Here is a 20,713-nt window from a genome sequence, read left to right as displayed (position 1 = left end):
GAGCCGGTGACCGGGTCGCGGCCGCCCGGGGCGGCGGGGACCCCTCCCGGGTCCCCGCCTTCCGCCGTGTCGGCCGTGCCCCCTGCCGTCGCCGCCGTCCTCGGCGACGACGGCACGGCCGGTCCGTCCTGGACCGAACTGGCGCACGGCGGCCTCAACCAGGCGACCGGCGGAGTCTGGCGGGTCGCCGGGCCGGGCGGCAGCGCGGTGGTCAAGCTGTGCGTTCCCGGCGGCCCGGGACCGTGGGCGTCCAGCCCCGACCCCCGGCACTGGAACCACTGGCGCCGCGAGCCCCTCGCCTATGCCGACGGCTTGACGACGAGCGCCTTCGCCGCGGCCGGCATCGACAGCCCGCGCCAACTCGCCCAGGTGGAGCGGCCGGACCACTCCTTCGTCCTCTGGCTGGAGGATGTCGCCGGCCTGCCCGGCGCCCACTGGCCGGTGCCCCGCCTGGCCGCCTTCGCCCACGCACTCGGCGCCGCACAGGCCCGTTGGACCGACCGCCTCCCCGAGCGGCCGTGGCTCTCCCGTGGCCGGCTCCGCCAGTACGTGGCGAGCAAGTCCCTCCCCGCCGCCATCCCGTGGGACCACCCGGCGGTCGTCGCCTTCTGGTCCGCTCCGCTGCGGACCGCGCTACGCCGTATGTGGGAGCAGCGCGATGCCCTCCTGTCCGCCGCTGAGTCCGGGCCCCGCACCCTGTGCCACCTGATGTCTGGCCGCTCAATCTGCTGGCCGTCGACGCCTCTTCGGGCGGCCCGCCCAGCGGTCCACCAGGCGGCCCGCCCGGTACGCCGCCCGCCGGCTTTTCCGGCGACCGGACCGTCCTTCTCGACTGGTCGTTCGTCGACGGCATCGGCGAGGACGTCGCCAACCTCATCCCGGACTGCGTCGCCGACGGTCTGATGCCCACCGGGCTCCTCCCAGAGATCTCGGAGGCGGTCATCGGCGGCTACCTCCAGGGCCTGCGCGACGCCGGCCGCCCCATGGACGAGGGTGGTCTACGCCGTCAGGTCGCCGCCGACGGCGCCGCCAAGTACTGCTGGCTGGCGCCCCTGATGCTGACCCGCCTCGCCGTCAGCACCCCGCTGGGCTCCCCTGTCTACGACGTCGACGTCGACGGCGACGACGCGGCCGTCCTCCACCGCCGCACCGGCCTGTTCGAACACCCCACCGCCTGGTCCGCGCAGGTCCTCCCCGCCTGACGGCCCGTTCGGCTCGCGGCGGGGGGTCGGCCGTGCTCGGAGCGCCCGAGTACCCGGAACGGCCCGTCGAGCGGAGGGGTCGTGGTCGGTCGTGGGGATCCGCGTGGGTGGAGGAGCGGGGTCCGGCGCGTGCAGGTGCAGAGCGGGGGCGGAGGCGGACGTGGTGTTGGGTGCCTCCCCGGCCGCCGGACCGAGGGGGCCGTCGTCGACCGACGGGACCGCGGCGGATGTGCGTACCGGGCCCCGCGACGCCGCGCAGCTCCCGACGACAGACTCTAGGGAGTCGGCGGCCGTGCGGATATCCGCACGGCGGGGTCGTGGGCCCAGGCGAGGAGGGAAGGCCAGGGGCCATAGCCCGCGTCGAGGTCCAGGTGGGCTGCGCCGGGGATGACGTCGGTGTCGAGGGCGAGAGGGTGTCCGTAGTGGTGGGCCGCGCCACCGGGGCAGTAGGCATCGTTGTCTCCGGCGACGAGTCCGGTCCGGCCCGCGGCGGCGCGGACATGGGCGGCGGTGGCCGCAGGACGGGCGAAGGCGGCGATCTCCTCGTGCCGGTCGAGGACTTCGGCGGCGGGCGGGGCGACCAGCAGGACCCGGTCGGCCCGGATGCCGCCGCGGGCCGCGGCCTGCAGCCACAGGAGGGCACCGAGGCTGTGGCAGACGACGACGTGTTCGCCCCGGGGCAGGCGCTCGTCGGCCGCCATGAGTTCGCGCAACCGGGCGAGCCAGGCCCCGAGGTCCGGACGGTCCGGTTCGGGGAGCTGCGGGTAGGTCACCCGGTCGCCGCCGGCGGTCAGTTCGTCCGCCAGCCAGTGCTGCCAGTGGTCTTTCGGCCGGTGGTTCTGCCAGCCGTGCAGGATCAGAAAGGAGCGCGGGGTCGATGTCATGGCGGTGATCGTCACCTCCCTCGGTTCGTGAGGTCCAGTCCGTGTCGGCGGGCGGGTCGGGTGGGTGGTGCCGCGGGTCGGGATGGCGTCGGGACCCCTGGCTCAGCTGATCGCCTCCGTCCGCTCGGCCAGACGGGCCGCGCCCCGGGGGGTGAGAGAGCCGTGGAGGCGGAGGCGGGAGATGCCGCCGTCGGGGTAGACGTCGATGCGGACGTGGGTGGCGGGCAGCGGGTTGACCACAAAGCGGTGGACGGTGTCGGGCTGGAGGCGGACCCGGGCCAGGAGGGGGAGCCATTCGCCGTCGTCGCCGTCGCGGACCGACAGCGCCGCCCAGCCCGCCGAGTTGCCCTTCAGATAGGCCGTGTCGATCTCGACGGCCCTGATCTCGCCCTGTTCCACCAGGCGGTACCGGATCCAGTCGTGGCCGGTGTCGCGGCGGCGGCGGGTCTCCCAGCCGTCATCCATCTGCCGGGAGCGGCCGGGCAGGATGGTGTGCTCCGGGGGCGAGTAGAACCGGTCGGAGGCGTCCTCGACGGCGCCGCCGTTTTCCAGGGCGACCAGGTCGAAGGTGCCCAGTTCGGCGAGCCAGCCCGGGTCGGGGACCACTTCGCCGTGGACGCGGAGCCGGGCGACGCCGCCGTCGGGGTGCTGGCGCAGCCTCAGATGGGTGAAGCGGCGCTCGACGTGGATCGCGAAGGCGTTCTCGGCGTGGCCGCCGACGGGTGTGCGTGCGACGAGCTCGGTCCATTCGACGTCCGGGGCGAGCAGGTCCTCGGGCGCGGCGGAAAGGGAGTGGGCGGTGGCCTCGACCGAGACGGACTGGGGGTAGTTGCCGCGGAAGTGGGCGGTGTCCACGACGATGCCGCGGACGACTCCGGGCACCCCGAGCCGTACCAGCGCCCAGTCGTGGTCGGTCGGCTCCGGGTGCGGGACCCGCGCGGACCGGCCGCGGCGGCGCCGGGTCTCCCAGCCGTCCATCACCTTGCCCTTGTGGCCGAAGCGCTCGGGGTCGAAGACCGCGGGCCCTGGCAGCAGCAGGTTCTCCCGCTCGGCGAAGAACTCGTCGTTGGCCGCTATGACCCCCGCGCCCAGCCGCCGGTCGGCCAGGTCCACCAGTCCGGCGAAGGGCAGTTCCGCCGTCCGGTAGTCCGCGTACGGGTTGCCCCCGGCGTAGGGCCGCGCGTCCCCGGTGAAGGAGGTGAGCGCCGTGAAGGGACCGCCGCCCGCCGACGCCGTGCCGCTTTCCCCGCCTCCGCCGGCTTCCGCTGCGTCCCCGCCCGCGCCGCGGCCCCGGCTCCACTCCCCCCCGCCGCGGCCGTGGTCCTGGCCACGGCCGGCCGCCGTGTCCGGGCCCGGTCCGCCCGCGCCCTGCTCCGCCGTCGTCATCTCCCCGGTCCTCTCTTCTCGTCCGTCCGGATCCATGCCTCTACTCTCGGCCACCTTGACCCTTCACGTCCATCGAGACTTTCTGAACAGACCCTTCAGCTGAACTGAACGAGTGGATCCAGCTCCGCCGCCTCCCGCAGCGCCCCCAACGTCCGCCGGAGCAGCGGCGCGTCCTCCGCCCCGCCACGTACCGCGCCCACGATCCGGCGCCGCGGCCGGTCCGCGTCCAGCGGCCGTACCGCGACCTCCCGCCGCAGTCCGCCCGTGGTGGCCATCCGCGGCACCAGCGCGATGCCCATCCCGGCCGCGACCAGGGCGAAGACGGCAGGCCAGTCGGCGGCGGCGTGCGCCTGCTCCGGGACGAACCCCGCGTCGGCGCAGGCCGTCAGGGTGATGTCGCGCCAGGGCCCGCGGCTGCCGAAGATCCACGGCTCGGCAGCGAGCTGCGCCAGTCGCAGCCCCGGTCCGGCCGCCAGCGGGTGGCCCGGCGGCAGCGCGATGTCCAGCGGGTCGGTGAGCATCGGGAACAGGACGAAGCGCGGGTCGCGGACGGTGGGCGCGTCGACGGCGAGGGTCAGCGCGAGATCGACCTCGCCTCCGGCCAGCTCCTCGTAGACCTCGGCGGCCTCGGCCTCGCGCACCGACAGGGTGATTTCAGGCGCCGAGCGGCGCAGCAGCCCGGCGGCGGGTACCACCAGACGGGTGATGGCGGTGGCGATGGTGCCGATCCGCACCGTGCCGGCGTCGCCCCTGGCGTAGCCGTCGAGTTCGGCGCCGGCCCGCTCCAGTTGGGCGAAGACGATCTCGGCGTGCCGCAGCAGTACGTGGGCGGCGCCCGTCAGCCGCACGCCGCGGCCCCGCGCCTCGACCACGGGAGCGCCTATCTGCCTGGACAGCGCGGCGAGCTGCTGCGAAACCGCCGACGGCGTCATCCGCAGCGCGGTCGCGGCGGCCGTCACCGTTCCCGTGTCGTGGAGGGCGCGCAGGACGCGCAGCTTCCGGAGGTCCCAATCCTTCATGCAGCCACCCTAAACATTCGGCGCGCAACCGTTCCACCGTGCATCACGTCAGGTGAAGGAGGACCTGGCCGCCGGGGCCGTTCGGGACCCCTCCGGCCGGCCGCCGTCCAGGGCGGTCCACGCGGCCGGGACCCGTCTCGGCCTCCGTGGCACGGGAGTTGTCCGCCACCCGCCGGGGACCCGGTCCGGCCCGGAGGCCCCCCGTCTCAGGACGCCGCCGCGCCCTTCCGGTACCGCTGCGGGCTCACCCCGCGCACCCTTTTGCACGTCGCGCTCAGCGCGAACGGGCTGCCGTAGCCGACCTTGCGGGCCACCGCCGCGATCGTCGCCTCCGGCTCGCGCAGCAGGTCCGCGGCGAGTGCGAGCCGCCGGTTGGTGAGGTACGACATGGGCGGCTCGCCGACGAGTCCGGTGAAACGGCGGCCGAACGCCGCCCGGGAGACGCCGGTACGCGAGGCCAGCGCGGCCACCGTCCAGGGGTGGGAGGGGGGTCGTCGTGCAACAGCCGCGGTGCCGGGCCGACGACCGGATCCCTCCGGGCCGCGTACCAGGCGGGGGTGTGGGCCTCCGGGCGGGAGAACCATGCCCGCAGCACCCCGATCAGCGGCAGGTCCAGCAGGCGGTCGAGGACGACCTCCTGTCCGAACTCGTCCCGCGCGATCTCCTCGCGCAGCAGGCCGGGCAGCGGGCCGGGCGGCGGGCTGTGTCAGGCGCCGGCGGGCAGCACGAGGATCCGCGGCAGCGCCGTCAGCAGCCGGCCGCTGATCTCGCCGCCCATCTGATACGTACCACTGACCAGCCCAGCGGCGCCGTCCGGGCCGTCGCCCCCAGGTCCGGACGCCGAGGTCCGTCGCGTCGCAGAGCGGGTCGCCGCGCAGGTCGGTGGAGACCTGCCCGGGCCCGACGCCGATCCTCGGGCGGCGCGCCGGGTCGTCGGCCACGGTGTACGCCCCGGGACCGCGGGCCACCGCGATGTCACCGGGCCGCAGCCGTACGGCGAGCCGGCCGTCCGGCACCACCCACGCCTCGCCGCGGACCATGTGGACCAGGGCCAGCGGCGCGCGGTCCTCGATCCTGAGCGCCCAGGGCGGGGTGAGGATCGACCGCAGCAGGAAGGCTCCGCGGGCCCGCGGACCGTCCAGCAGGTTCCCCAGCGTCCACGGCGCCAGCGTAGGGCTGGACGTCCGCGCATGGGGACGAGCTTTTCGACGATGGCCCGAGGCGGGCGCGGGCGGCTGACTCGACGGCAAGACGACGCACCCGCGGCACGGCCGCGACGAGCGACCCGCGCACGACCCGCGGGCCCCGCACCCACCGCACCCACCGCACGCCAGGGATCCGCACCGGACGACGGCGCCCGCCGCGCCACCCGCCCGGCCGAAGCCCGCCGTGGCCCGGACCGGGGGCGACTGCGTCTCCGCGCACCCCGTCCGACCGGCCGCGGCCGGGTCCGCGCCCCGCCGGGCCCCCCGCACCGGCGCGCCCTGCCCTCCCCGACCCGCCCTCGTTCCGGAGGAGTTGCCGTGAACGGCGACATCCGCAGCACCGTCCTGCTCGCCGCCACCATCGCCACCGGACTGATGGCGGGCCTGTACTTCGCCTTCTCCGTCGCGGTGATGCCGGGACTGCACGACGCGGCGACCGCACCTTCGCCGAGGCGATGCAGCGTATCGACGTGTCGATCCTCAACGGGTGTTTCGCGCTGGCCTTCGGCGGCGCGCTGGTGCTGGGTGTGGTGGCCGCGGTGCTGCACCGGCACGGCGGGGGGCGGTCCGCCCTGCCGTGGATCGTCGCGGCGGTCGTGCTCTGCGGGACCTCGCTGGTGGTCACGATGGGGCTGAACGTGCCGCTGAACGACCGGCTGGCGGCGGCCGGCGAGCCGGCCGGGATCTCCGGTCCGGCCGCCGTACGGGAGAAGTTCGAGACCGCCTGGGTGCGCTGGAACACCGCCAGAACGCTGACCTACGTCGCCGCCCTGGGCTGCCTGGGCCGGGCGCTGCGCGCCACCCGTGCGGCCGGTTGCGGCTGAGGTGGCGTCAGGTCCGGTCCGGCCGGATCCGGCCGGGTCTCGCGCACCCGCGGCATCCGGCTTCGCCGCGGCGCTCCTGGGGCGTCCGTCCGTACGGCCGGGGTCCGCCACGGGGGGCGGATCCCGGCCGTACCGGGCCCGTCGCAGGTCCCGCCCGCGGCGACACGCGACCGCCGGCGGGCGCGCGGAGCCGTGCGGGACCCGCGGGTAGAGTCGGCGGCGGGGGCGCGGCGGGCGCGGGTGGGGAACCACCGGGGAGCGGCCGCACGGTCCCGATGGGCGCCGACCGCCTGGGCGCCTCACCCCAGCGACGAGTTGCGGCTGTGGAGGCCCCCGTGGAACTGCGCTCCGGACTCAACCCTCAGCAGGGGCAGGCCAGCGCGGAACCGGTGGTGCCGGGCGCGTGGCCGCTGCGGGCGCTGAACGGCGAACCGTCGTACCTCAACCTGCTGGACGCGCTGAGCGGTTGGCAGCTGGTGCGGGAGGCCGCGCAGGCGCTGGGGCGGCCGGTGGCGGCGTCCGTCAAGCACGTCTCGCCCGCGGGCGCCGCGCTGGCCGGTCCGGTCGACGGCCCCACCGCGGCGTTCTACGGTTTCGACCCGGCCGAGGGCATCGCAAGCCCGGTGGCCGGGGCCTACGTCCGGGCCCGCGACGCCGATCCCAAGTCGTCCTACGGCGACTTCGCGGCCGTCTCGCACCCGGTGGACGCGGAACTCGCCGCGCTGCTGGCCCGGGTGGTGTGCGACGGGGTCGTCGCCCCCGGCTACGAGCCGGGCACGGTCGCCGCGCTGAGCGCCAAGAAGCGGGGCCGCTTCCTCGTCCTGGAGGCCGATCCGGCGCACCGGCCGCCGCGGTTGGAGCGGCGGGAGGTCTACGGGCTGCGGCTGACGCAGGCCCGCGACGAGGTGCCGCTGAGCCGGGCGCTGCTCGACGACGTGGTGTACGGCGGGGCGCTGCCCGACAGCGCCGCCGAGGACCTGCTGCTCGGACTCGCCGTGGTACGGCACACCCGGTCCAACGCGGTCTGCTACGTGCGGGACGGCGTGACCCTGGGCATCGGGGCGGGCCAGCAGTCCCGGGTGGACGGCACCCGGCTGGCGGGCGCGAAGGCGGCCACCTGGTGGCTGCGCCGCCATCCCGCCGTCCGAGCCCTGGAGTTCGGCGCGGCGGTACGGCGGCAGGAGCGGGCCAACTGGCAGGTCCGGGTCGCCGAGGGCGATTTGACCCCCGACGAGCGGACCCGGCTGGCGGCGGCGCTGGCCGTTCCGGCCGAGGAACCGACCGGCGAGGAGCGCTGGCAGTGGGCCGCGCGGCTCTCCGGCGTCGCCTTCGCCTCGGACGGGGTCCTGCCCTTCCGCGACAACGTCGACCACGCCGCGCGCTACGGCGTGCGCTGGATCGCCGAGCCGGGCGGGTCCCTGCGGTCCGGCGAGGTCGTCCGAGCCTGCGAGGAGCACGGGATCACGCTGGTACGGACCGGGTTGCGGCTCTTCCAGCACTGACCGCCCGGCTGAGGCGCGCCCGGCGCGGTCGGCGGCGGTCGACCCGGCATGCTTTAATAAATGAACAGGCATTTATTCATGGAGGCGAGATGGCGGGCAGGCCCAGAGTCGTCGCGGACGCCGATCTCGTACGGGCCGCGGTGACGGTGATCGGGCAGGTGGGGCCGGAGGGGCTGACGCTCGGCGCGGTGGCCCGGCAGGCCGGGGTGGTGGCCGGGACGCTGGTGCAACGGTTCGGTTCCAAGCGCGGGCTGCTGCTGGCGGTGGCCGACCGGTCGGCGGCCGGCCTGGACGAACTGCACGCACGGGTACGCGAACGGCACCGCGAACCGCTCGACACACTGCGGGAGTTGGTCGTGGCCTGGGCGGAGCCGTTGGCGACACCTGAGTCGTACGCGAACCATCTGGCCTTTCTGTGCGTGGACTTGACCGACCCCGAGTTCCACGAGCGGGCGCTGGCGATGCACCGGCGGCAGCGCGCGGCGGTGGGTTCGCTGCTCGGGGAGGCGGCCGCGGCGGGCCGGCTGCGTCCGGCGACCGACCCCGAGGAGCTGGCCGGCACCGTGCTGGCGCTCACCTCGGGCGCCGGCCTGATGTGGGCGCTGGACCGTGCGGGCGGTCTCCCGCAGCGGCTCCGGGACGCGGTCGACACGGCCCTGCGCCCGCACCTGAGCACCTGAGCACCTGAGCACCTGAGCACCTGAGCACCTGAGCACCTGAGTCTGACCGGCCACGCGACACGGCGTGGCACGGCGTGTTGAGCGGCGTGTCGAGCGACGTGTCGTTACGAAAGGGAGTACATCCATGACCCGGCAACCCCTGCGGGGCAAGGTCGCCCTGGTCGCGGGCGGCACCCGTGGCGGCGGTCGCGGAATCGCCGTCGAGCTGGGCGCGGCGGGAGCGACCGTGTACGTGACCGGTCGCAGCAGCGCGGCGGGCCGTTCCGACCTGGACCGGCCGGAGACGATCGAGGAGACCGCGGCGCGCGTCACGGCCGCCGGGGGCCTGGGCATCGCGGTCCGCACCGACCACAGCGAACCGGCGGAGGTACGCGCGCTGGTGGACCGTGTCGCGGCCGAACAGGCCGGCCGGCTGGACGTCCTGGTGAACTGCGTCTGGGGTGGCGACGGCCTCACCGACTGGGAACACCCCTTGTGGGAGCAGGACCTGACGACCGGTTTCCGGTTGCTGCGCCGGGCCGTGGACACCCACGTCATCACCAGCCGGTACGCGCTGCCGCTGATGGTCGCGCGCCGCGGCGGGCTGGTGGTCGAGGTGACCGACGGCAACTCGGCACGGTACCGGGGCTCGGTCTTCTACGACCTCGCCAAGTCGTCGGTGATCCGGCTGGCGGTGGCGCAGGCGGCCGAGCTGCGTCCGCACGGGGTGGCGGCGGTCGCCGTCACCCCGGGGTTCCTGCGGTCCGAGGCGATGCTCGACCTTCTGGGGGTGACGGAGGCGAACTGGCGGGACGGCGCGGCGCAGGACCCCGACTTCGCCTACTCGGAGTCGCCCGCGTACCTGGGCCGCGCGGTCGCGGCGCTCGCCGCGGACCCGGAGGTGCTGGCCAAGTCCGGCCGGGCGCTGGCGACCTGGAGCCTGTCGGCGGAGTACGGCTTCACCGACGCGGACGGCTCGCAGCCGGACTTCGCCGCGCATTGGGCGCGCTCGCTGGTGGCGGAGCACGGCCCGCTGGGCGAACCGCTCTAGGGTCTGTCGGGTGGATCCGCGCGGGTCAGGGAGCGGGGTCCGGTGCGTGCGCGTGCGAGGCCGGGGAGGGAGGCGACGTGGTGCGTCGTCGAGCGGCGGGAACGCGGCAGGCGTGCGGACCGGGGCCCGCGACGCCGCGGAGATCCACCCCACAGACCCTAGGAGACTCCGGGAATCCCGTCCCGCGCGGGTGACGCCATCGGCGTCCGGCGCGCCTCCCCGGTCGCCGCTCCCCCACGCCGGCCCCCGATCTCCGGCTTGGCCGTTCGGTCCGGAAGGCGAGCCCCGGTGTGAACCGGTTCACAGGCTCCCCATTTACGACATGTCGGCCACCGCAGCCGACACAGCGTCAACTCCGGTCCCACAAAGGCGGGCCACCGCTTCCGCGCGGCGCGGGATCTGTCCGAATCAGAGCCGACAGGAGGATTCCAGACCGTGTTATGTGTCATGTCTCCGTCGATTCATGCATGGCAGTCACTGTCCTGAACGGAGAGCCACCCCCCAATGGAGGAGACGTGACCGGTTTCATGACCCGTCGTCGAGTTACCCTTCGGCCCCGCGCGGCCCTGCGCACCGCGCTGCTCGGCACCCTGACCGCATGCCTGGCCTTCGCGGTGGCCGGCCCCGGAGGCGGCGCCGCTTCCGCCGCCGGCACCGACTCACTGCCCCTGTCCGGTGCCACCACGTCGGGACTGCACAACAGCTACGACCCGGCGACTTTCAGCTACCTCGCACAGGCGCTCGACACGGGCACCTCGATGATCGAACTGGACGTCTGGGACGACTTCTTCACCCAGGAGTGGAAGGTCAGCCACTCCAGCCTGACCGGCAACGGGAACAACTGCGTCAACGCCTCGTCCCCCGCGGACCTGTACACCGGCGGGGCCAACAAGGACCTGGAGTCCTGCCTGGACGACGTGCGGGTGTGGCTCGGCGCGCACCCGGGCCATGACCCGCTGGTCATCAAGCTGGAGCTGAAGGCAGGCTTCCAGGCCAGCCTCGGGATGAGCCCGGCGAAGCTGGACCAGTCCATCAGCCAGCACCTGGGCAGCCTGGTCTTCAAGCCGAACGACCTGCTGGACAAGCCAGGTGGCGGCCAGTACGCCACGCTGGACGACGCCGCTAAGGCCGGCAACTGGCCGACGCGGGCCCAGCTGGCCGGCAAGGTGCTGCTGGAGATCATCCCCGGCACGGTCGAGGAGGCCAACCCGACCGACTCCCTGTGGACCGACAAGGAGTACGCGCAGTACCTGCGCGACCTGCACACCCAGGGCAGGACCGCGCAGGCGAACATCTTCCCGTCGGTGCACAACGCGCAGGCGAACGACCCGCGTACGCGTTACTCCGACACCACACTGCGGCCCTGGTTCGTGGCGTTCGACGGTGACGCGTCGGCCTTCCTCAACGGGTCGATCGACACCGGCTGGTACGACGCCAACCACTACCTGCTGTTCATGACGGACTCGCAGAACGTGGCTCCCGCTCTCGACGACGTGAACCCGTCGCCCGCCGACGCGGCGGCGCGGATCGCGCTGCTGGCCAAGGCGCACGCCACAGTCGCTTCGAACGACTGGAAGAGCCTGCCGGACGTGCAGTCCCTGGTCGTCCCGCGCGGCTGACCGACAGCGCCACCGGGCGCCGGGGGTTCGGGCCGCCGCTACGGCGGTGCGCCCGGCGCCCGGCACCCGCGCGCCGGTTCAGGTGGCCAGCGACGCACGGTCGCCCATCACGATCACCGGATGTTCCGCCGGGAGCAGGGTGCGCAGCAGCTCGACCATCCGCGACGCGGGAATGCTCACGCAGCCGTGCGTGGGGCCGCCGTGGTCCACGTGCACCCAGATCCCGCCGCCGCGGCCGGCACCGAGCGGCTGCGTACCGTCGAGCGGCGACGTACCGGGAACGCGGTTGTAGTCGATGGCGATCACGTAGTCGAAGGCGTCGTCCAGCGTCTCGCCGTCGAACCCGACGCCGCCGGCCTGGAACGCGGCCGAGTGGTGGTACGGCAGCTTCGAGCCCGGGTCGGCGTCGAAGCCGCCCGCGTCGTGCAGCGTGAACACCCCGATGGGGCTGTGCAGATCGCCCGCGTGGTGCGAGGCGGTCCACCCGTGCAGCGCGTTGTGCGCGGGCCAGGTGGCACCGGGTTTCCAATGGCCGTCCGCGGTACGGGACCACAGCGTGACCCGGGTGTCCGAGGAGCTCCGCGCCTTTCCGGCGGCGACCAGCACCTGGCGGCTGGCGGCGGGGATCTCGGCCCGGGTCCTGGGGCCGATCCCGGGGATCACGGCGGGCAACCCGGCCGGGCGGGCGGCCGGACCTGACGCGTTCGGGGCCGCCTTCGCCGCGGTGGCGACGCCCGTCGGGGCCGGTGCGGCGGCCGTCGGAGGATGCCGGCCGTCGTCGGCGACCGCCGTGCCGCCGTGCCGGCAAACCACCAGGTACCCGGCGCCGGCCACCACCAGCCCGACCGCGCCCGCGGTCGCCATCAGCACCGGGCGCCTGCGGGTACGTCGAGGCCGCCGGTGCCGGTTGCGGACACGGCCAGGATCGTCTCGGCCCCCGTCGGGTGCGTCGCTCGGAGTCGCGGTCATCGCGCCAATCGTCGCAAACCATTTCGCCGCCGCCACATCCCAGCCCCCACAGTCGACCGTTTCGTCCCACAGATCACTTTCGTACGGCAGGGGTGTCTAGACCGGGCGGCGGACGGTGGTACGCCCGCGGTGGGACGCGCCGCGGGCGTCGGGCGGGTCTTACCGGAGGCGCGCCGTTTCCGGACGACCGGGAGGCCCGGTCAGCGCACCGCCCGGTGCACGGCCAGCAGCACCCGCCACACGTTCAGCGCGAACTCCTCCGGGGGCTGGGCGACTTCGCCGTGCAGCCAGTCGGCGAGCAGTCCGGTGAAGGCGGCGGCCGTCGCGGAGGCGGCCAGTGCGGGCTGCGGAGCGCCGGCCCTGAGCCGCTCGGCCAGGGAGCGGGCGCGCAGTTCGCGGTGCAGGAGGGTGCCGAGCGGGCCGCCGCCCCCGTCGGGCAGCAGGGCGCGGTAGAGGTCCGCGCGGCGGTCGACGGCGGTGAGGAAGCCGGTGAGCGGCGCGGGCGGCGTGTCGGGCGACGGCGTACCGGTCCAGGCGTGCAGGGCGTCCACGCCGTCGCGTACGACGTCGGCGCAGGCGTCGACGGCCAGCGCCCGGAGCCCGTCGTAGTGGAGATAGAGGGTGGCCCGGCCGACTCCGGCACGGCGGGCCACCGCCGAGAGACTGACCTGGTCCAGCGGGCGCAGCTCGCACTCGGCGAGGAGCGCGGCGCGCAGCCGGGCCCGGGTGCGGAGCGTCCGGGGGTCGGCGGGGTCGGCCAGGACGGCCGGGGTAGGCCGCCCGGCGGGCGGGACCTCGGGCCGGCCGGGTGCGGAGGTCACGCTGCGAGGAGCACCGCGGCCAGCGCGACGGCCGCGGGGGCGAACTGCGCATACAGGATGGTGCGGGACGCGGTGGTGGCGGCGCCGTACGCGCCCGCGAGGATCACACAGCACAGGAAGAAGACCTTCGCCTGGAAGCCCACCGGGTTCCCGGCGATCAGCCCCCAGACCAGGCCCGCGGCCAGAAAGCCGTTGTACAGGCCCTGGTTGGCGGCGAGCGGCGCGGTGGTGCGGGCCCCCGCCGGGTCGAGCCCGTGCAGCGCGCGGCCTCGCGGGCCCTGCCACAGGAACATCTCCAGGACCAGCACGTAGCCGTGGAACGCGGCGACCAGCGCGACCAGTACGTTCGCGACGACGTTCACGGCATCCCCCACGGCTCGACCGGCCCCGACTTCCTGGGCAACTGTACAGGAAGTCGGGGCCGGTTCACCGGCCGGCCACAGCGGCGCCGAGGTGGCGCGCCGGCCACGCGCGGCTGCGGCCGGGCCGGTCGGCGGCCCGTCAGCTCAACCCGAAGGTGATCCGGTAGCCCGCCTCGCCCTGACTGGTGAACGTACTGGTCGCGTCGTCGTCCACATACGAGTACGCGAACGGCTCGGCCTTCTTGAACAGCGCCGCGTAGTCCACCGGCCACTGCGCGGGCAGGCACTTGTCGCGCGGCGCCCACTGGGCCCGGCAGCAGTACTGGTCGGTGTCGAAGACGCCGCACGGCGACTCGCAGCCGACCGTCCGGCCGCCCGCCTCGATCCGGAGTTCGGCCGGGCAGGCGACATCGTGGGTGCAGCCCGCGGCCGAGCAGCCGCCGGCGCTGATCGGGTCCTCGGTCGTACCGCCGACGAGGTTGATGTACATGGGCAGGTTGGAACCGTCGACCAGGCTGACGTCGTAGAAGTCCAGCCCGTTCCAGGAGTTGAGGTTGAACTCGGCGAGCGTCGCGGGGATCACGCCGTACTGGTGGCACTGGAACCTGCCCGCGCAGTCGCCGGTTTCGCAGTGTCCGCTGCCGGACGCGTCGAAACTGCAGCCGGTACGGCCCCAGAAGCGCCCGTTCCACTTGTCGGGCACCTGGACGCTCAGCGTCTGCCCGGCCTTCAGCACCCAGCCGGTGGTGGTGAGCGCGGGCTGCGCGGTCTGTTCACCGGAGGCCAGCCAGATGGTCCGGCTGACGTGGTTGACGAAGGTGAACACCCGGCTGCCGGGGCGCGGCGCCGGTCCGGCCCCGGTGCCGGCGGGCGGCGGCGCGGCCTTGGTCCGCTCGGCCTTCGGCCTGGGCGACGGGGACGCGGAAGCAGGCGCCGTCGGCGGCCTCCTCTTCGCGGTGGGTGAGGCGGACGGGGTCGTGGCGGACGGCCGGGCCGCCGGCGGCCCGGGGAGCGCGGCGGTCGTCGCGGCGGCGCCGGCCGGTTCGTCCCGCGCGGCGGTCCAGTGGCCGCCGCCCTGCCCGGCCACCACGTACACCGCCACGCACAGGGCGGCCACCGCCAGTGCCGCGGCGGCCAGCGCGCCGCCCCGCCTCGTCCGCCTGTGCCGGCGTCCCTTGTGCATCATCGCCTCGACCTCCACCACGGCGTACCGCCCCCGACCGCACAGGAGACTGACGCCGCGCGGCCCGGATAACACAAATCCGGCTGGCCGCAGGGGCCGTGGGCACCCTGGGCTCTGGCGTGTGGATCTCCGTGACCGGAGGGGCGGGCGGGGTCCGGTGCGCCACGGCTGCGCGGCCGAGGAGGGAGGCGGCTCGGTGTGCCGCCGGCCGGCGGGAACGCGGCGGATGCGCCTGCCGGGCCCCGCGACACCGCGGAGGCCCGAGAGGTCAGAACACCGCGGAGGTCCGAACGGCGGATCTAGAGTCGGTAGTCGACCGTCACCGGGGCGTGGTCGGACCAGCGCAGGTTGTGGGTGGCGGCGCGTTCGACCACGGCACGGGTGGCGGTACGGGCCAGGTCGGGGGTGGCGACCTGGTAGTCGATGCGCCAGCCGGTGTCGTTGTCGAAGGCCCGGCCGCGGTAGGACCACCAGGAGTACGGGCCGGCGGTGTCCGGGTGGAGGTGGCGGACCACGTCGGTCCAGGGGGTGAGGACCCGGCCGAGCCAGGCGCGCTCCTCGGGCAGGAAGCCGGCGGACTTCTGGTTGGCGCGCCAGTTCCTGAGGTCGGCCTCCTGGTGGGCGATGTTCCAGTCGCCGCAGACCAGGGCGTGGCCGCCGTCGGCCGCCGCTTTGGCGTGCAGGTCGGCGAGGTGGCCGTGGAAGGCGTCCATGAAGCGGAACTTCTCGTCCTGCCGCTCGGTGCCGACCTCTCCGGAGGGCAGGTAGAGGCTGCCGACGGTGAGGCCGGGACCCGCCGCGGGCAGGTCGATCTCCAGGTAGCGGCCGGACGCGTCGAACTCCGGCGCGCCGAAGCCGACCCGTACGTCGGCGGGTGGCAGGCGGCTGAGGACGGAGACCCCGGCGCGGCCTTTGGCGGCGGCCGGGGCGTGGTAGGCGTGCCAGCCGTCGGGGTCGCGCAGCTCCACCGGGAGCTGGTCCGGCTCGGCGCGGACCTCCTGGAGGCACACGACGTCGGCGGCGGTGGTCTCCAGCCACTCCAGGAAGCCCTTCTTGGCGGCGGCGCGGAGTCCGTTGACATTCACGGTGGTAACGATGAACGACACGATGGGACCCTATCGGGGAGTCGGGGGCAGCCATGCGTCGGACACCCGTCACCGCACATACATGCGAACATCGTACGATATGGTGTCGTGGAGATCAGAACAACGCGCTATGACGCGCCCGACGCGGTGAAGCTCAACGACCTGGTGCAGCAGGAGTACGTACGGCGCTACGGGGACGGCGACGTCACCCCCATGGACGCGGCGCAATTCGAGCCGCCGCGCGGCCTGTACCTGCTGGTGTACGACCCGGCGGGCACCGCGGTGGCCAGCGGCGGCTGGCGGGCGTGGGACTCCTCGCCGGAGGGCTTCGCGGACGGGGACGCCGAGATCAAGCGGATGTTCGTGGTGCCGGAGGCGCGCGGCCTCGGGCTGGCGCGGGCGCTGCTGGCCGAGCTGGAGACGACCGCGGCGGCGGCCGGCCGGACCCGGATGGTGCTGGAGACCGGGCTCAGGCAGCCCGAGGCGATCGCGCTGTACACGTCCTGCGGGTATCTGTCGGTGCCCAAGTTCGGGTTCTACCGGCACGACGAACTGAGCGTGTGCATGGGGAAGGAGCTGACGGCGGGCCTGCGGGCGTAGCCCGGCACGGCGGGGCTGGCCCGGGGCTCAGCGGCGGGTGCGCCGGGCGAGGAACCGCAGGTACGCCCCGCACAGCAGGCCGACGACGAAGGTGATCAGCAGGGCCGCCCACAGCCGCATCGTCACCTCGGGGATGACCAGCCGGATCCTGATCCGCCGGGTGTTCTCGAAGATGAAGATCAGCGCGAGCGCGGTGAGCACCAGGACGGCGATCCTGCCCGCTGTCACCAGCTCACGGAAGGAGCCGCGGCCGGGCGGCTTGTCGGAACTCATCGCGTTCACCTGCTCTCGGCTGGGCGGTCACCCCTCGTCCCCATGATCGGCGCATCGGCGGCGCGGCGGGATACGGGCTGCTCCGCGCGGGTGACGGCGGGGCCTGGACCGGCCGCGGACGGACCCGCCGGGGCGGGCACGGCGGGGCGGGCACGGCGGGAGCGGGCACGGTGCCCGCGGGCCGCCGCACCGGGTGGTGGCCCCGCGCCCTCGTACGCGGGCGCCGCGGCCGGGCCGGGGCGCGGGGGGACCGCGCGACCGGCCGACGGACAGGCAGCACACCGCCACCGGCCCCAGGCGGCGTCCCGCGCCGCACCCGCCGACCGGCCGACGCAGGCCGACCCCGGCCTGCGCTCAGCCGCGCTGCACGCTACCCGGGGAGCTCCTCGTAGACCGCGATCACGCTGCGCGCCTGCTGTTCGACCTGGTCGGCGACGGGCACCCAGCGGGGACGGTAGGCGCGTTCATACGCCTCGCACCACTCGTCCACCAGGCGCGTGACGCACGGCACGGCGGCGATACGGCGCAGCATGGCGGCGGCGCGCAGCGGAACGCGCTGGGCGTAGACCTCGATGCTGGTGACGCGGGCGGTGGTCATCGCGGGGAGCGGGGCCGCGTCCGGCGGGCGGACCGCCGGGTCCCATTCGGCGCTCAACCGCGGCCCGATGGCGACCAGTTCGCGGACCGTGCGCAGCATCGGGCCGTCCGCGCCGCCGAGTTCGGGGTCCATCCGGTGCAGCGCCCGGGCCACGGTGGGCAGGTTCCGGCGCAGGGCCGCGCCGGCCGCGCGCAGCGCCTGGTCGGGCGCCGGGTGCGGGGTGGTGTCCGCGCTGCGGTCGCAGGCCCACATGGGGACCTCGACGACGGCGGTCACCCCGTCGTAGCGCTGGGCGCGCGCCCACGTGGAGTGCGCGCCGTCGCCGGCGGCCGGGTCGGAGACGGGCGGCATCACGTAGACCCCGGGGCCGGGGCTGGGCCACTGGAAGGCGTCGGACGCGCCGCTCTCCAGCGGAATGTCCAGTTCCGCCGCCGACTTGCCGATCCGCTCCGGAACTCCGGGGATGTCGCTGGTGAGTTGGACGAAGCTGCCGCCGACGTCGATGCCGTGCAGCGAGCACTGGAGTACCGGGCGCAACCGGTCCAGCACACCGACCAGCGCCCGGGTCTCCGGGAGTGCCGCCGACGCCACCTCGCCGTCGGGCGGCAGCCACTCCGGCTGTTCGGCGGCGCACGGCCGGAAGAAGTGCTCGTAGTGGCCGCGCAACGTGTAGGGCCCGGGCAGCCACCGTTCGTTGAGCGCCGCACCGTCCGGGTCGATGCAGAGCAGGAAGTGCCACGCGCTGCCGTCGTCCTCGCCGCGTTCGTGCCGCTCGGCGATCTGCCCGGCCAGCCGCAGTACGGTGGCGCCGCCGACCGCTGCCTCGTTGGCGTGCGGGCCGGCCACCACCAGGACGTTCCGCGCGCCCCGGCCGACCGTCAGCATCAGCAGCGGACGGCCCATGCGCGATCTGCCGACCGCCCCCATTTGGCAGATCCCCGGATGACTCTGCACCAACGCCCGCGCACCCTCGGTTACTTCGGCCGTCGTCGGATATCGCTCTCTGGTCACCGCAGCCCCCCTGGACCCGGAGCGCGCAGTGGCTGCGGCCGCGTGGCGACCCCGGAGTCGATCCCGTCAGTAGCGCACGGCCCCGCGAAGGTGTCAACGGTGTCAAGGGCACCTTCGCGGCGCGGTGGACGATCCGGTATCGGGGTGCGCGCACACGACCGCGCCGGGCACGGCGGTCGCCGGACGACGTGGTGGCCGGCCGGCGCAGCCGGACTACGCCGGCCGCCGGTTCCGCGGGATCCGGCCGACCGCCGCGCGGCGGGCCGGGGACGAACCGTACCTCACGGAACGCGGACGGTGCGGACGGGCGGCGGTCCGGGCATGGTCACTGTCAGTGGCGGGTGGCAGACTCGACGGCATGAGCAGCGCAGCCGTTTCCACGGACCCGGGACAGGCCGCGAGGACCCGTCGGCGGATCCTCGTGGTGGACGACGATCCGACCGTCGCCGAGGTCGTCGCGGGGTATCTCGTCCGGGCGGGCTTCGACGTGGAGCGGGTCGCGGACGGGCCCTCGGCGGTGGCGCGGGCGGCGGCGGCACGGCCGGACCTGGTGGTGCTCGACCTGATGCTGCCCGGCATGGACGGCCTCGATGTGTGCCGGCGACTCCGGGAAGGCGGGCCGCTGCCGGTGGTGATGCTCACCGCGCGCGGTGACGAGGACGACCGGATCCTGGGCCTCGAGGTCGGCGCGGACGACTACGTGACCAAGCCGTTCAGCCCGCGCGAGCTGGTGCTGCGGGTGGAGTCGGTGCTGCGGCGGGCGGGCGGCACGCCGGCTCCCGGCCCCTGGCTGCGCTCCGGGCCGCTGGCCCTGGACCCGGCTGCGCGGCGGGCGCTGCGCGGCGTGGAGGAGCTGCCGCTGACCATCAGGGAGTTCGACCTGCTGGCTTTCTTCCTGCGGCACCCGGGCCGGGTGCTGGGCCGGGAGGAGCTGATGCGGCGGGTGTGGGGCTGGGAGTTCGGCGATCTGTCGACGGTGACCGTGCATGTGCGGCGGCTGCGGGAGAAGGTCGAGGACGATCCGGCCAGACCGCGGCTGATCAGCACGGTGTGGGGGGTGGGCTACCGCTTCGACCCGGTGGACGCCGGCGGCCCGGAGGCGGCCGGGCCCGCAGGCCGGGGTACGGGCGGCGGGGGCGGTCCCGGTGCGTAGCCTGCTCGTCATCGCGGCCTACGCGGCGCTCGGCGCGGCGGCGGCCGGCCTGCTGGGCGCCTTCGCGCTGCGACTGCTCCGGCACCGCTCGGTCGCGCTGTCCCTCGCGGTGGTCGCGGCGGTCACGGTCGCGGCGATGCTGGCGGGCACCTTGTCCGTGGCGTGGGCGATGTTCCTGTCCGAGCACGACCTGGGCGTCGTGACGACGGTGTACGCGATCGCCGCGGTGGTCTCGCTGGCGGTCTCGCTGCTGCTGGGCCGGCGGGTGGTGGCGGGCAGCCGGGCGCTGGCCGAGGCGGCCCGCGCGTTCGGGGACGGCGAAGCCTTCGCCGCGCCCGTGGGCGCCCCGACCGCGGAGCTGGCCGGGCTGGGCCGCGAACTGGCCGCCACCAGCGCCAGGCTGGCCGCCTCACGGGAACGGGAACGGGCGCTGGAGGCGTCCCGGCGCGAACTGGTGGCCTGGATCTCGCACGACCTGCGGACCCCGCTGGCCGGGCTGCGGGCCATGGCGGAGGCGCTGGAGGACGGCATAGCGGCAGACCCGGCGCGCTACCACCGGCAGATCCGCACCGAGGTCGACCGGCTCAGCGGCATGGTGGGCGACCTCTTCGAGCTGTCCCGCATCCAGGCCGGGGTGCTCGCCCTGTCCCCCATGCGGATGTCCGTGTACGACCTGGTGGACGACGCCATCGCCGGCGCCGGCCTGCTGGCGGCCGAACACGGGGTGCGGCTGGTCGGGGACGGCGTCGAGCCGATACCGGTCGAGGTCGACGGCCGGGAGATGACCCGGGTCCTGGCGAACCTGCTGACCAACGCGATCCACCGCACCCCCGCCGACGGCACGGTGGCGGTGTCGGCGCGCCGGGACACCCCGTCCGGCTCGGTGGTGCTCTCGGTCACCGACGGCTGCGGCGGCATTCCGGCGGACGACCTGCCGCGGGTCTTCGACACCGGCTGGCGGGGTACGGGCGCCCGCACCCCGCCGGCCGGCGCGGGCCTCGGGCTGGCCATCGTCCGCGGCATCGTGGAGGCCCACCACGGCCGGGCCGCGGTCCGCAACGTGCCCGGGGGCTGCCGGTTCGAGGTGGTCCTCCCGGCCGCACCGGGCTGAGCCGGGCGGACCGGGCAGGGCAGGGGGGCTGGGCAGGGGTGGGTGAACCGGCAGGAGACCGGGCCGGCCGGGCGGAGCCGGAGACCGGGCCGGCCGGGCGGAGCCGGAGACCGGGCCGGGCGGGCTGCCCCGGGCAGACCGGGCCGGGCAGACGGCGCGGGGCCGAGCCGAGCAGACCGAGGCGGGGTGGGTTCAG

The 20,713-nt window shown here is 74.9% G+C and carries 20 protein-coding genes and 1 pseudogene; 10 read left to right on the top strand and 11 right to left on the bottom strand.

Annotated features, from left to right (window positions below; all coding sequences use genetic code 11):
- Positions 1–75 precede the first annotated feature (75 nt).
- The gene (locus RLT57_RS25920) at positions 76–903 is read left to right on the top strand and encodes a hypothetical protein (RefSeq protein ID WP_311299664.1); all 828 of its coding nucleotides are present in this window, start codon (positions 76–78) and stop codon (positions 901–903) included.
- Positions 903–1,202 carry a hypothetical protein gene (locus RLT57_RS25915; RefSeq protein WP_311299663.1) on the top strand — a complete coding sequence of 100 codons (300 nt, stop codon included), beginning with the start codon at positions 903–905 and terminating at the stop codon, positions 1,200–1,202. Before RLT57_RS25920 ends, RLT57_RS25915 begins: the two co-directional genes overlap by 1 nt.
- A gap of 275 nt (positions 1,203–1,477) precedes the next feature.
- On the opposite strand, the gene RLT57_RS25910 is transcribed toward RLT57_RS25915, so the two are convergent.
- From RLT57_RS25910 to RLT57_RS25895, 4 genes and pseudogenes are all read right to left on the bottom strand, one after another.
- Complete coding sequence (locus tag RLT57_RS25910) at positions 1,478–2,086, bottom strand: RBBP9/YdeN family alpha/beta hydrolase (protein ID WP_311299662.1); 609 nt, start codon at positions 2,084–2,086, stop codon at positions 1,478–1,480.
- A gap of 102 nt (positions 2,087–2,188) precedes the next feature.
- Positions 2,189–3,472: an allantoicase gene (gene alc, locus RLT57_RS25905; RefSeq protein ID WP_311299661.1), complete on the bottom strand. Its 1,284-nt coding sequence runs from the start codon at positions 3,470–3,472 to the stop codon at positions 2,189–2,191.
- 95 nt (positions 3,473–3,567) lie between these two features.
- Positions 3,568–4,491 carry a LysR family transcriptional regulator gene (locus RLT57_RS25900; RefSeq protein ID WP_311299660.1) on the bottom strand — a complete coding sequence of 308 codons (924 nt, stop codon included), beginning with the start codon at positions 4,489–4,491 and terminating at the stop codon, positions 3,568–3,570.
- A 206-nt stretch (positions 4,492–4,697) separates the two neighbouring features.
- Positions 4,698–5,645: pseudogene (locus RLT57_RS25895) on the bottom strand (AraC family transcriptional regulator).
- Positions 5,646–6,151: 506 nt separating this feature from the next.
- Here RLT57_RS25895 and RLT57_RS25890 point away from each other — a divergent pair.
- The 5 genes from RLT57_RS25890 (at position 6,152) to RLT57_RS25870 (ending at position 11,351) form a co-directional block, all read left to right on the top strand.
- On the top strand, positions 6,152–6,520 hold the full coding sequence (locus tag RLT57_RS25890; RefSeq protein WP_311299659.1) for a DUF1772 domain-containing protein: 369 nt from the start codon (positions 6,152–6,154) through the stop codon (positions 6,518–6,520).
- A gap of 275 nt (positions 6,521–6,795) precedes the next feature.
- Positions 6,796–8,022, top strand: coding sequence for a phosphoribosylaminoimidazolecarboxamide formyltransferase (locus RLT57_RS25885; protein WP_311299658.1), 1,227 nt, complete (start codon positions 6,796–6,798; stop codon positions 8,020–8,022).
- An 89-nt stretch (positions 8,023–8,111) separates the two neighbouring features.
- A complete protein-coding gene (locus tag RLT57_RS25880; protein ID WP_311299657.1) occupies positions 8,112–8,702 on the top strand; it encodes a TetR/AcrR family transcriptional regulator in 591 nt (196 codons plus the stop codon).
- Positions 8,703–8,826: 124 nt separating this feature from the next.
- A complete protein-coding gene (locus tag RLT57_RS25875) occupies positions 8,827–9,732 on the top strand; it encodes an SDR family oxidoreductase (protein ID WP_311299656.1) in 906 nt (301 codons plus the stop codon).
- Between the two features lie 515 nt (positions 9,733–10,247).
- The gene (locus tag RLT57_RS25870) at positions 10,248–11,351 is read left to right on the top strand and encodes a phosphatidylinositol-specific phospholipase C domain-containing protein (protein WP_311299655.1); all 1,104 of its coding nucleotides are present in this window, start codon (positions 10,248–10,250) and stop codon (positions 11,349–11,351) included.
- Positions 11,352–11,429: 78 nt separating this feature from the next.
- Here the strand turns inward: RLT57_RS25870 and RLT57_RS25865 are convergent, their stop codons facing one another.
- From RLT57_RS25865 to RLT57_RS25845, 5 genes are all read right to left on the bottom strand, one after another.
- Positions 11,430–12,320: a hypothetical protein gene (locus RLT57_RS25865; protein WP_311299654.1), complete on the bottom strand. Its 891-nt coding sequence runs from the start codon at positions 12,318–12,320 to the stop codon at positions 11,430–11,432.
- 200 nt (positions 12,321–12,520) lie between these two features.
- Positions 12,521–13,081: a TetR/AcrR family transcriptional regulator gene (locus tag RLT57_RS25860; protein WP_311300870.1), complete on the bottom strand. Its 561-nt coding sequence runs from the start codon at positions 13,079–13,081 to the stop codon at positions 12,521–12,523.
- A gap of 56 nt (positions 13,082–13,137) precedes the next feature.
- Entirely contained in the window at positions 13,138–13,503 is a 366-nt protein-coding gene (locus RLT57_RS25855; protein ID WP_311299653.1) for a DUF1304 domain-containing protein, read from the bottom strand.
- A 139-nt stretch (positions 13,504–13,642) separates the two neighbouring features.
- A complete protein-coding gene (locus RLT57_RS25850) occupies positions 13,643–14,707 on the bottom strand; it encodes a thaumatin family protein (protein WP_311299652.1) in 1,065 nt (354 codons plus the stop codon).
- Between the two features lie 278 nt (positions 14,708–14,985).
- Positions 14,986–15,795, bottom strand: coding sequence for an exodeoxyribonuclease III (locus RLT57_RS25845; protein WP_311300869.1), 810 nt, complete (start codon positions 15,793–15,795; stop codon positions 14,986–14,988).
- A gap of 84 nt (positions 15,796–15,879) precedes the next feature.
- Between RLT57_RS25845 and RLT57_RS25840 the strand changes: the two genes are divergently transcribed.
- Positions 15,880–16,371 carry a GNAT family N-acetyltransferase gene (locus RLT57_RS25840; protein ID WP_311299651.1) on the top strand — a complete coding sequence of 164 codons (492 nt, stop codon included), beginning with the start codon at positions 15,880–15,882 and terminating at the stop codon, positions 16,369–16,371.
- Between the two features lie 27 nt (positions 16,372–16,398).
- Here the strand turns inward: RLT57_RS25840 and RLT57_RS25835 are convergent, their stop codons facing one another.
- Positions 16,399–16,644 (bottom strand): DUF1049 domain-containing protein, encoded by a 246-nt coding sequence (locus tag RLT57_RS25835; RefSeq protein ID WP_311299650.1) that lies wholly within the window; start codon positions 16,642–16,644, stop codon positions 16,399–16,401.
- Between the two features lie 370 nt (positions 16,645–17,014).
- Positions 17,015–18,196, bottom strand: a complete 1,182-nt coding sequence (locus RLT57_RS25830) for a M14 family zinc carboxypeptidase (RefSeq protein WP_399129406.1) — start codon at positions 18,194–18,196, stop codon at positions 17,015–17,017.
- 415 nt (positions 18,197–18,611) lie between these two features.
- Between RLT57_RS25830 and RLT57_RS25825 the strand changes: the two genes are divergently transcribed.
- Together RLT57_RS25825 and RLT57_RS25820 are read left to right on the top strand one after the other, a co-directional pair.
- Entirely contained in the window at positions 18,612–19,406 is a 795-nt protein-coding gene (locus RLT57_RS25825) for a response regulator transcription factor (protein ID WP_311299648.1), read from the top strand.
- Positions 19,399–20,517, top strand: coding sequence for a sensor histidine kinase (locus RLT57_RS25820; protein WP_311299647.1), 1,119 nt, complete (start codon positions 19,399–19,401; stop codon positions 20,515–20,517). The genes RLT57_RS25825 and RLT57_RS25820 overlap by 8 nt, the downstream gene beginning before the upstream one ends.
- The last annotated feature ends 196 nt before the right edge of the window (positions 20,518–20,713 follow it).

This window comes from Streptomyces sp. ITFR-21 (genome assembly GCF_031844685.1).
Classification (GTDB): domain Bacteria; phylum Actinomycetota; class Actinomycetes; order Streptomycetales; family Streptomycetaceae; genus Actinacidiphila.
This window is presented reverse-complemented; position numbering and strand designations above follow the sequence as displayed.

What these genes read in the sequence shown, in the direction of transcription:
- RLT57_RS25835 (WP_311299650.1), bottom strand. Translation starts at nt 16,644, where the DNA reads ATGAGTTCCGACAAGCCGCCCGGCCGCGGCTCCTTCCGTGAGCTGGTG.
- RLT57_RS25865 (WP_311299654.1), bottom strand. Translation starts at nt 12,320, where the DNA reads ATGACCGCGACTCCGAGCGACGCACCCGACGGGGGCCGAGACGATCCT.
- RLT57_RS25885 (WP_311299658.1), top strand. Translation starts at nt 6,796, where the DNA reads ATGGGCGCCGACCGCCTGGGCGCCTCACCCCAGCGACGAGTTGCGGCT.
- alc (WP_311299661.1), bottom strand. Translation starts at nt 3,472, where the DNA reads ATGACGACGGCGGAGCAGGGCGCGGGCGGACCGGGCCCGGACACGGCG.
- RLT57_RS25915 (WP_311299663.1), top strand. Translation starts at nt 903, where the DNA reads ATGCCCACCGGGCTCCTCCCAGAGATCTCGGAGGCGGTCATCGGCGGC.
- RLT57_RS25875 (WP_311299656.1), top strand. Translation starts at nt 8,827, where the DNA reads ATGACCCGGCAACCCCTGCGGGGCAAGGTCGCCCTGGTCGCGGGCGGC.
- RLT57_RS25910 (WP_311299662.1), bottom strand. Translation starts at nt 2,086, where the DNA reads ATGACATCGACCCCGCGCTCCTTTCTGATCCTGCACGGCTGGCAGAAC.
- RLT57_RS25880 (WP_311299657.1), top strand. Translation starts at nt 8,112, where the DNA reads ATGGCGGGCAGGCCCAGAGTCGTCGCGGACGCCGATCTCGTACGGGCC.
- RLT57_RS25890 (WP_311299659.1), top strand. Translation starts at nt 6,152, where the DNA reads ATGCAGCGTATCGACGTGTCGATCCTCAACGGGTGTTTCGCGCTGGCC.
- RLT57_RS25825 (WP_311299648.1), top strand. Translation starts at nt 18,612, where the DNA reads ATGAGCAGCGCAGCCGTTTCCACGGACCCGGGACAGGCCGCGAGGACC.
- RLT57_RS25900 (WP_311299660.1), bottom strand. Translation starts at nt 4,491, where the DNA reads ATGAAGGATTGGGACCTCCGGAAGCTGCGCGTCCTGCGCGCCCTCCAC.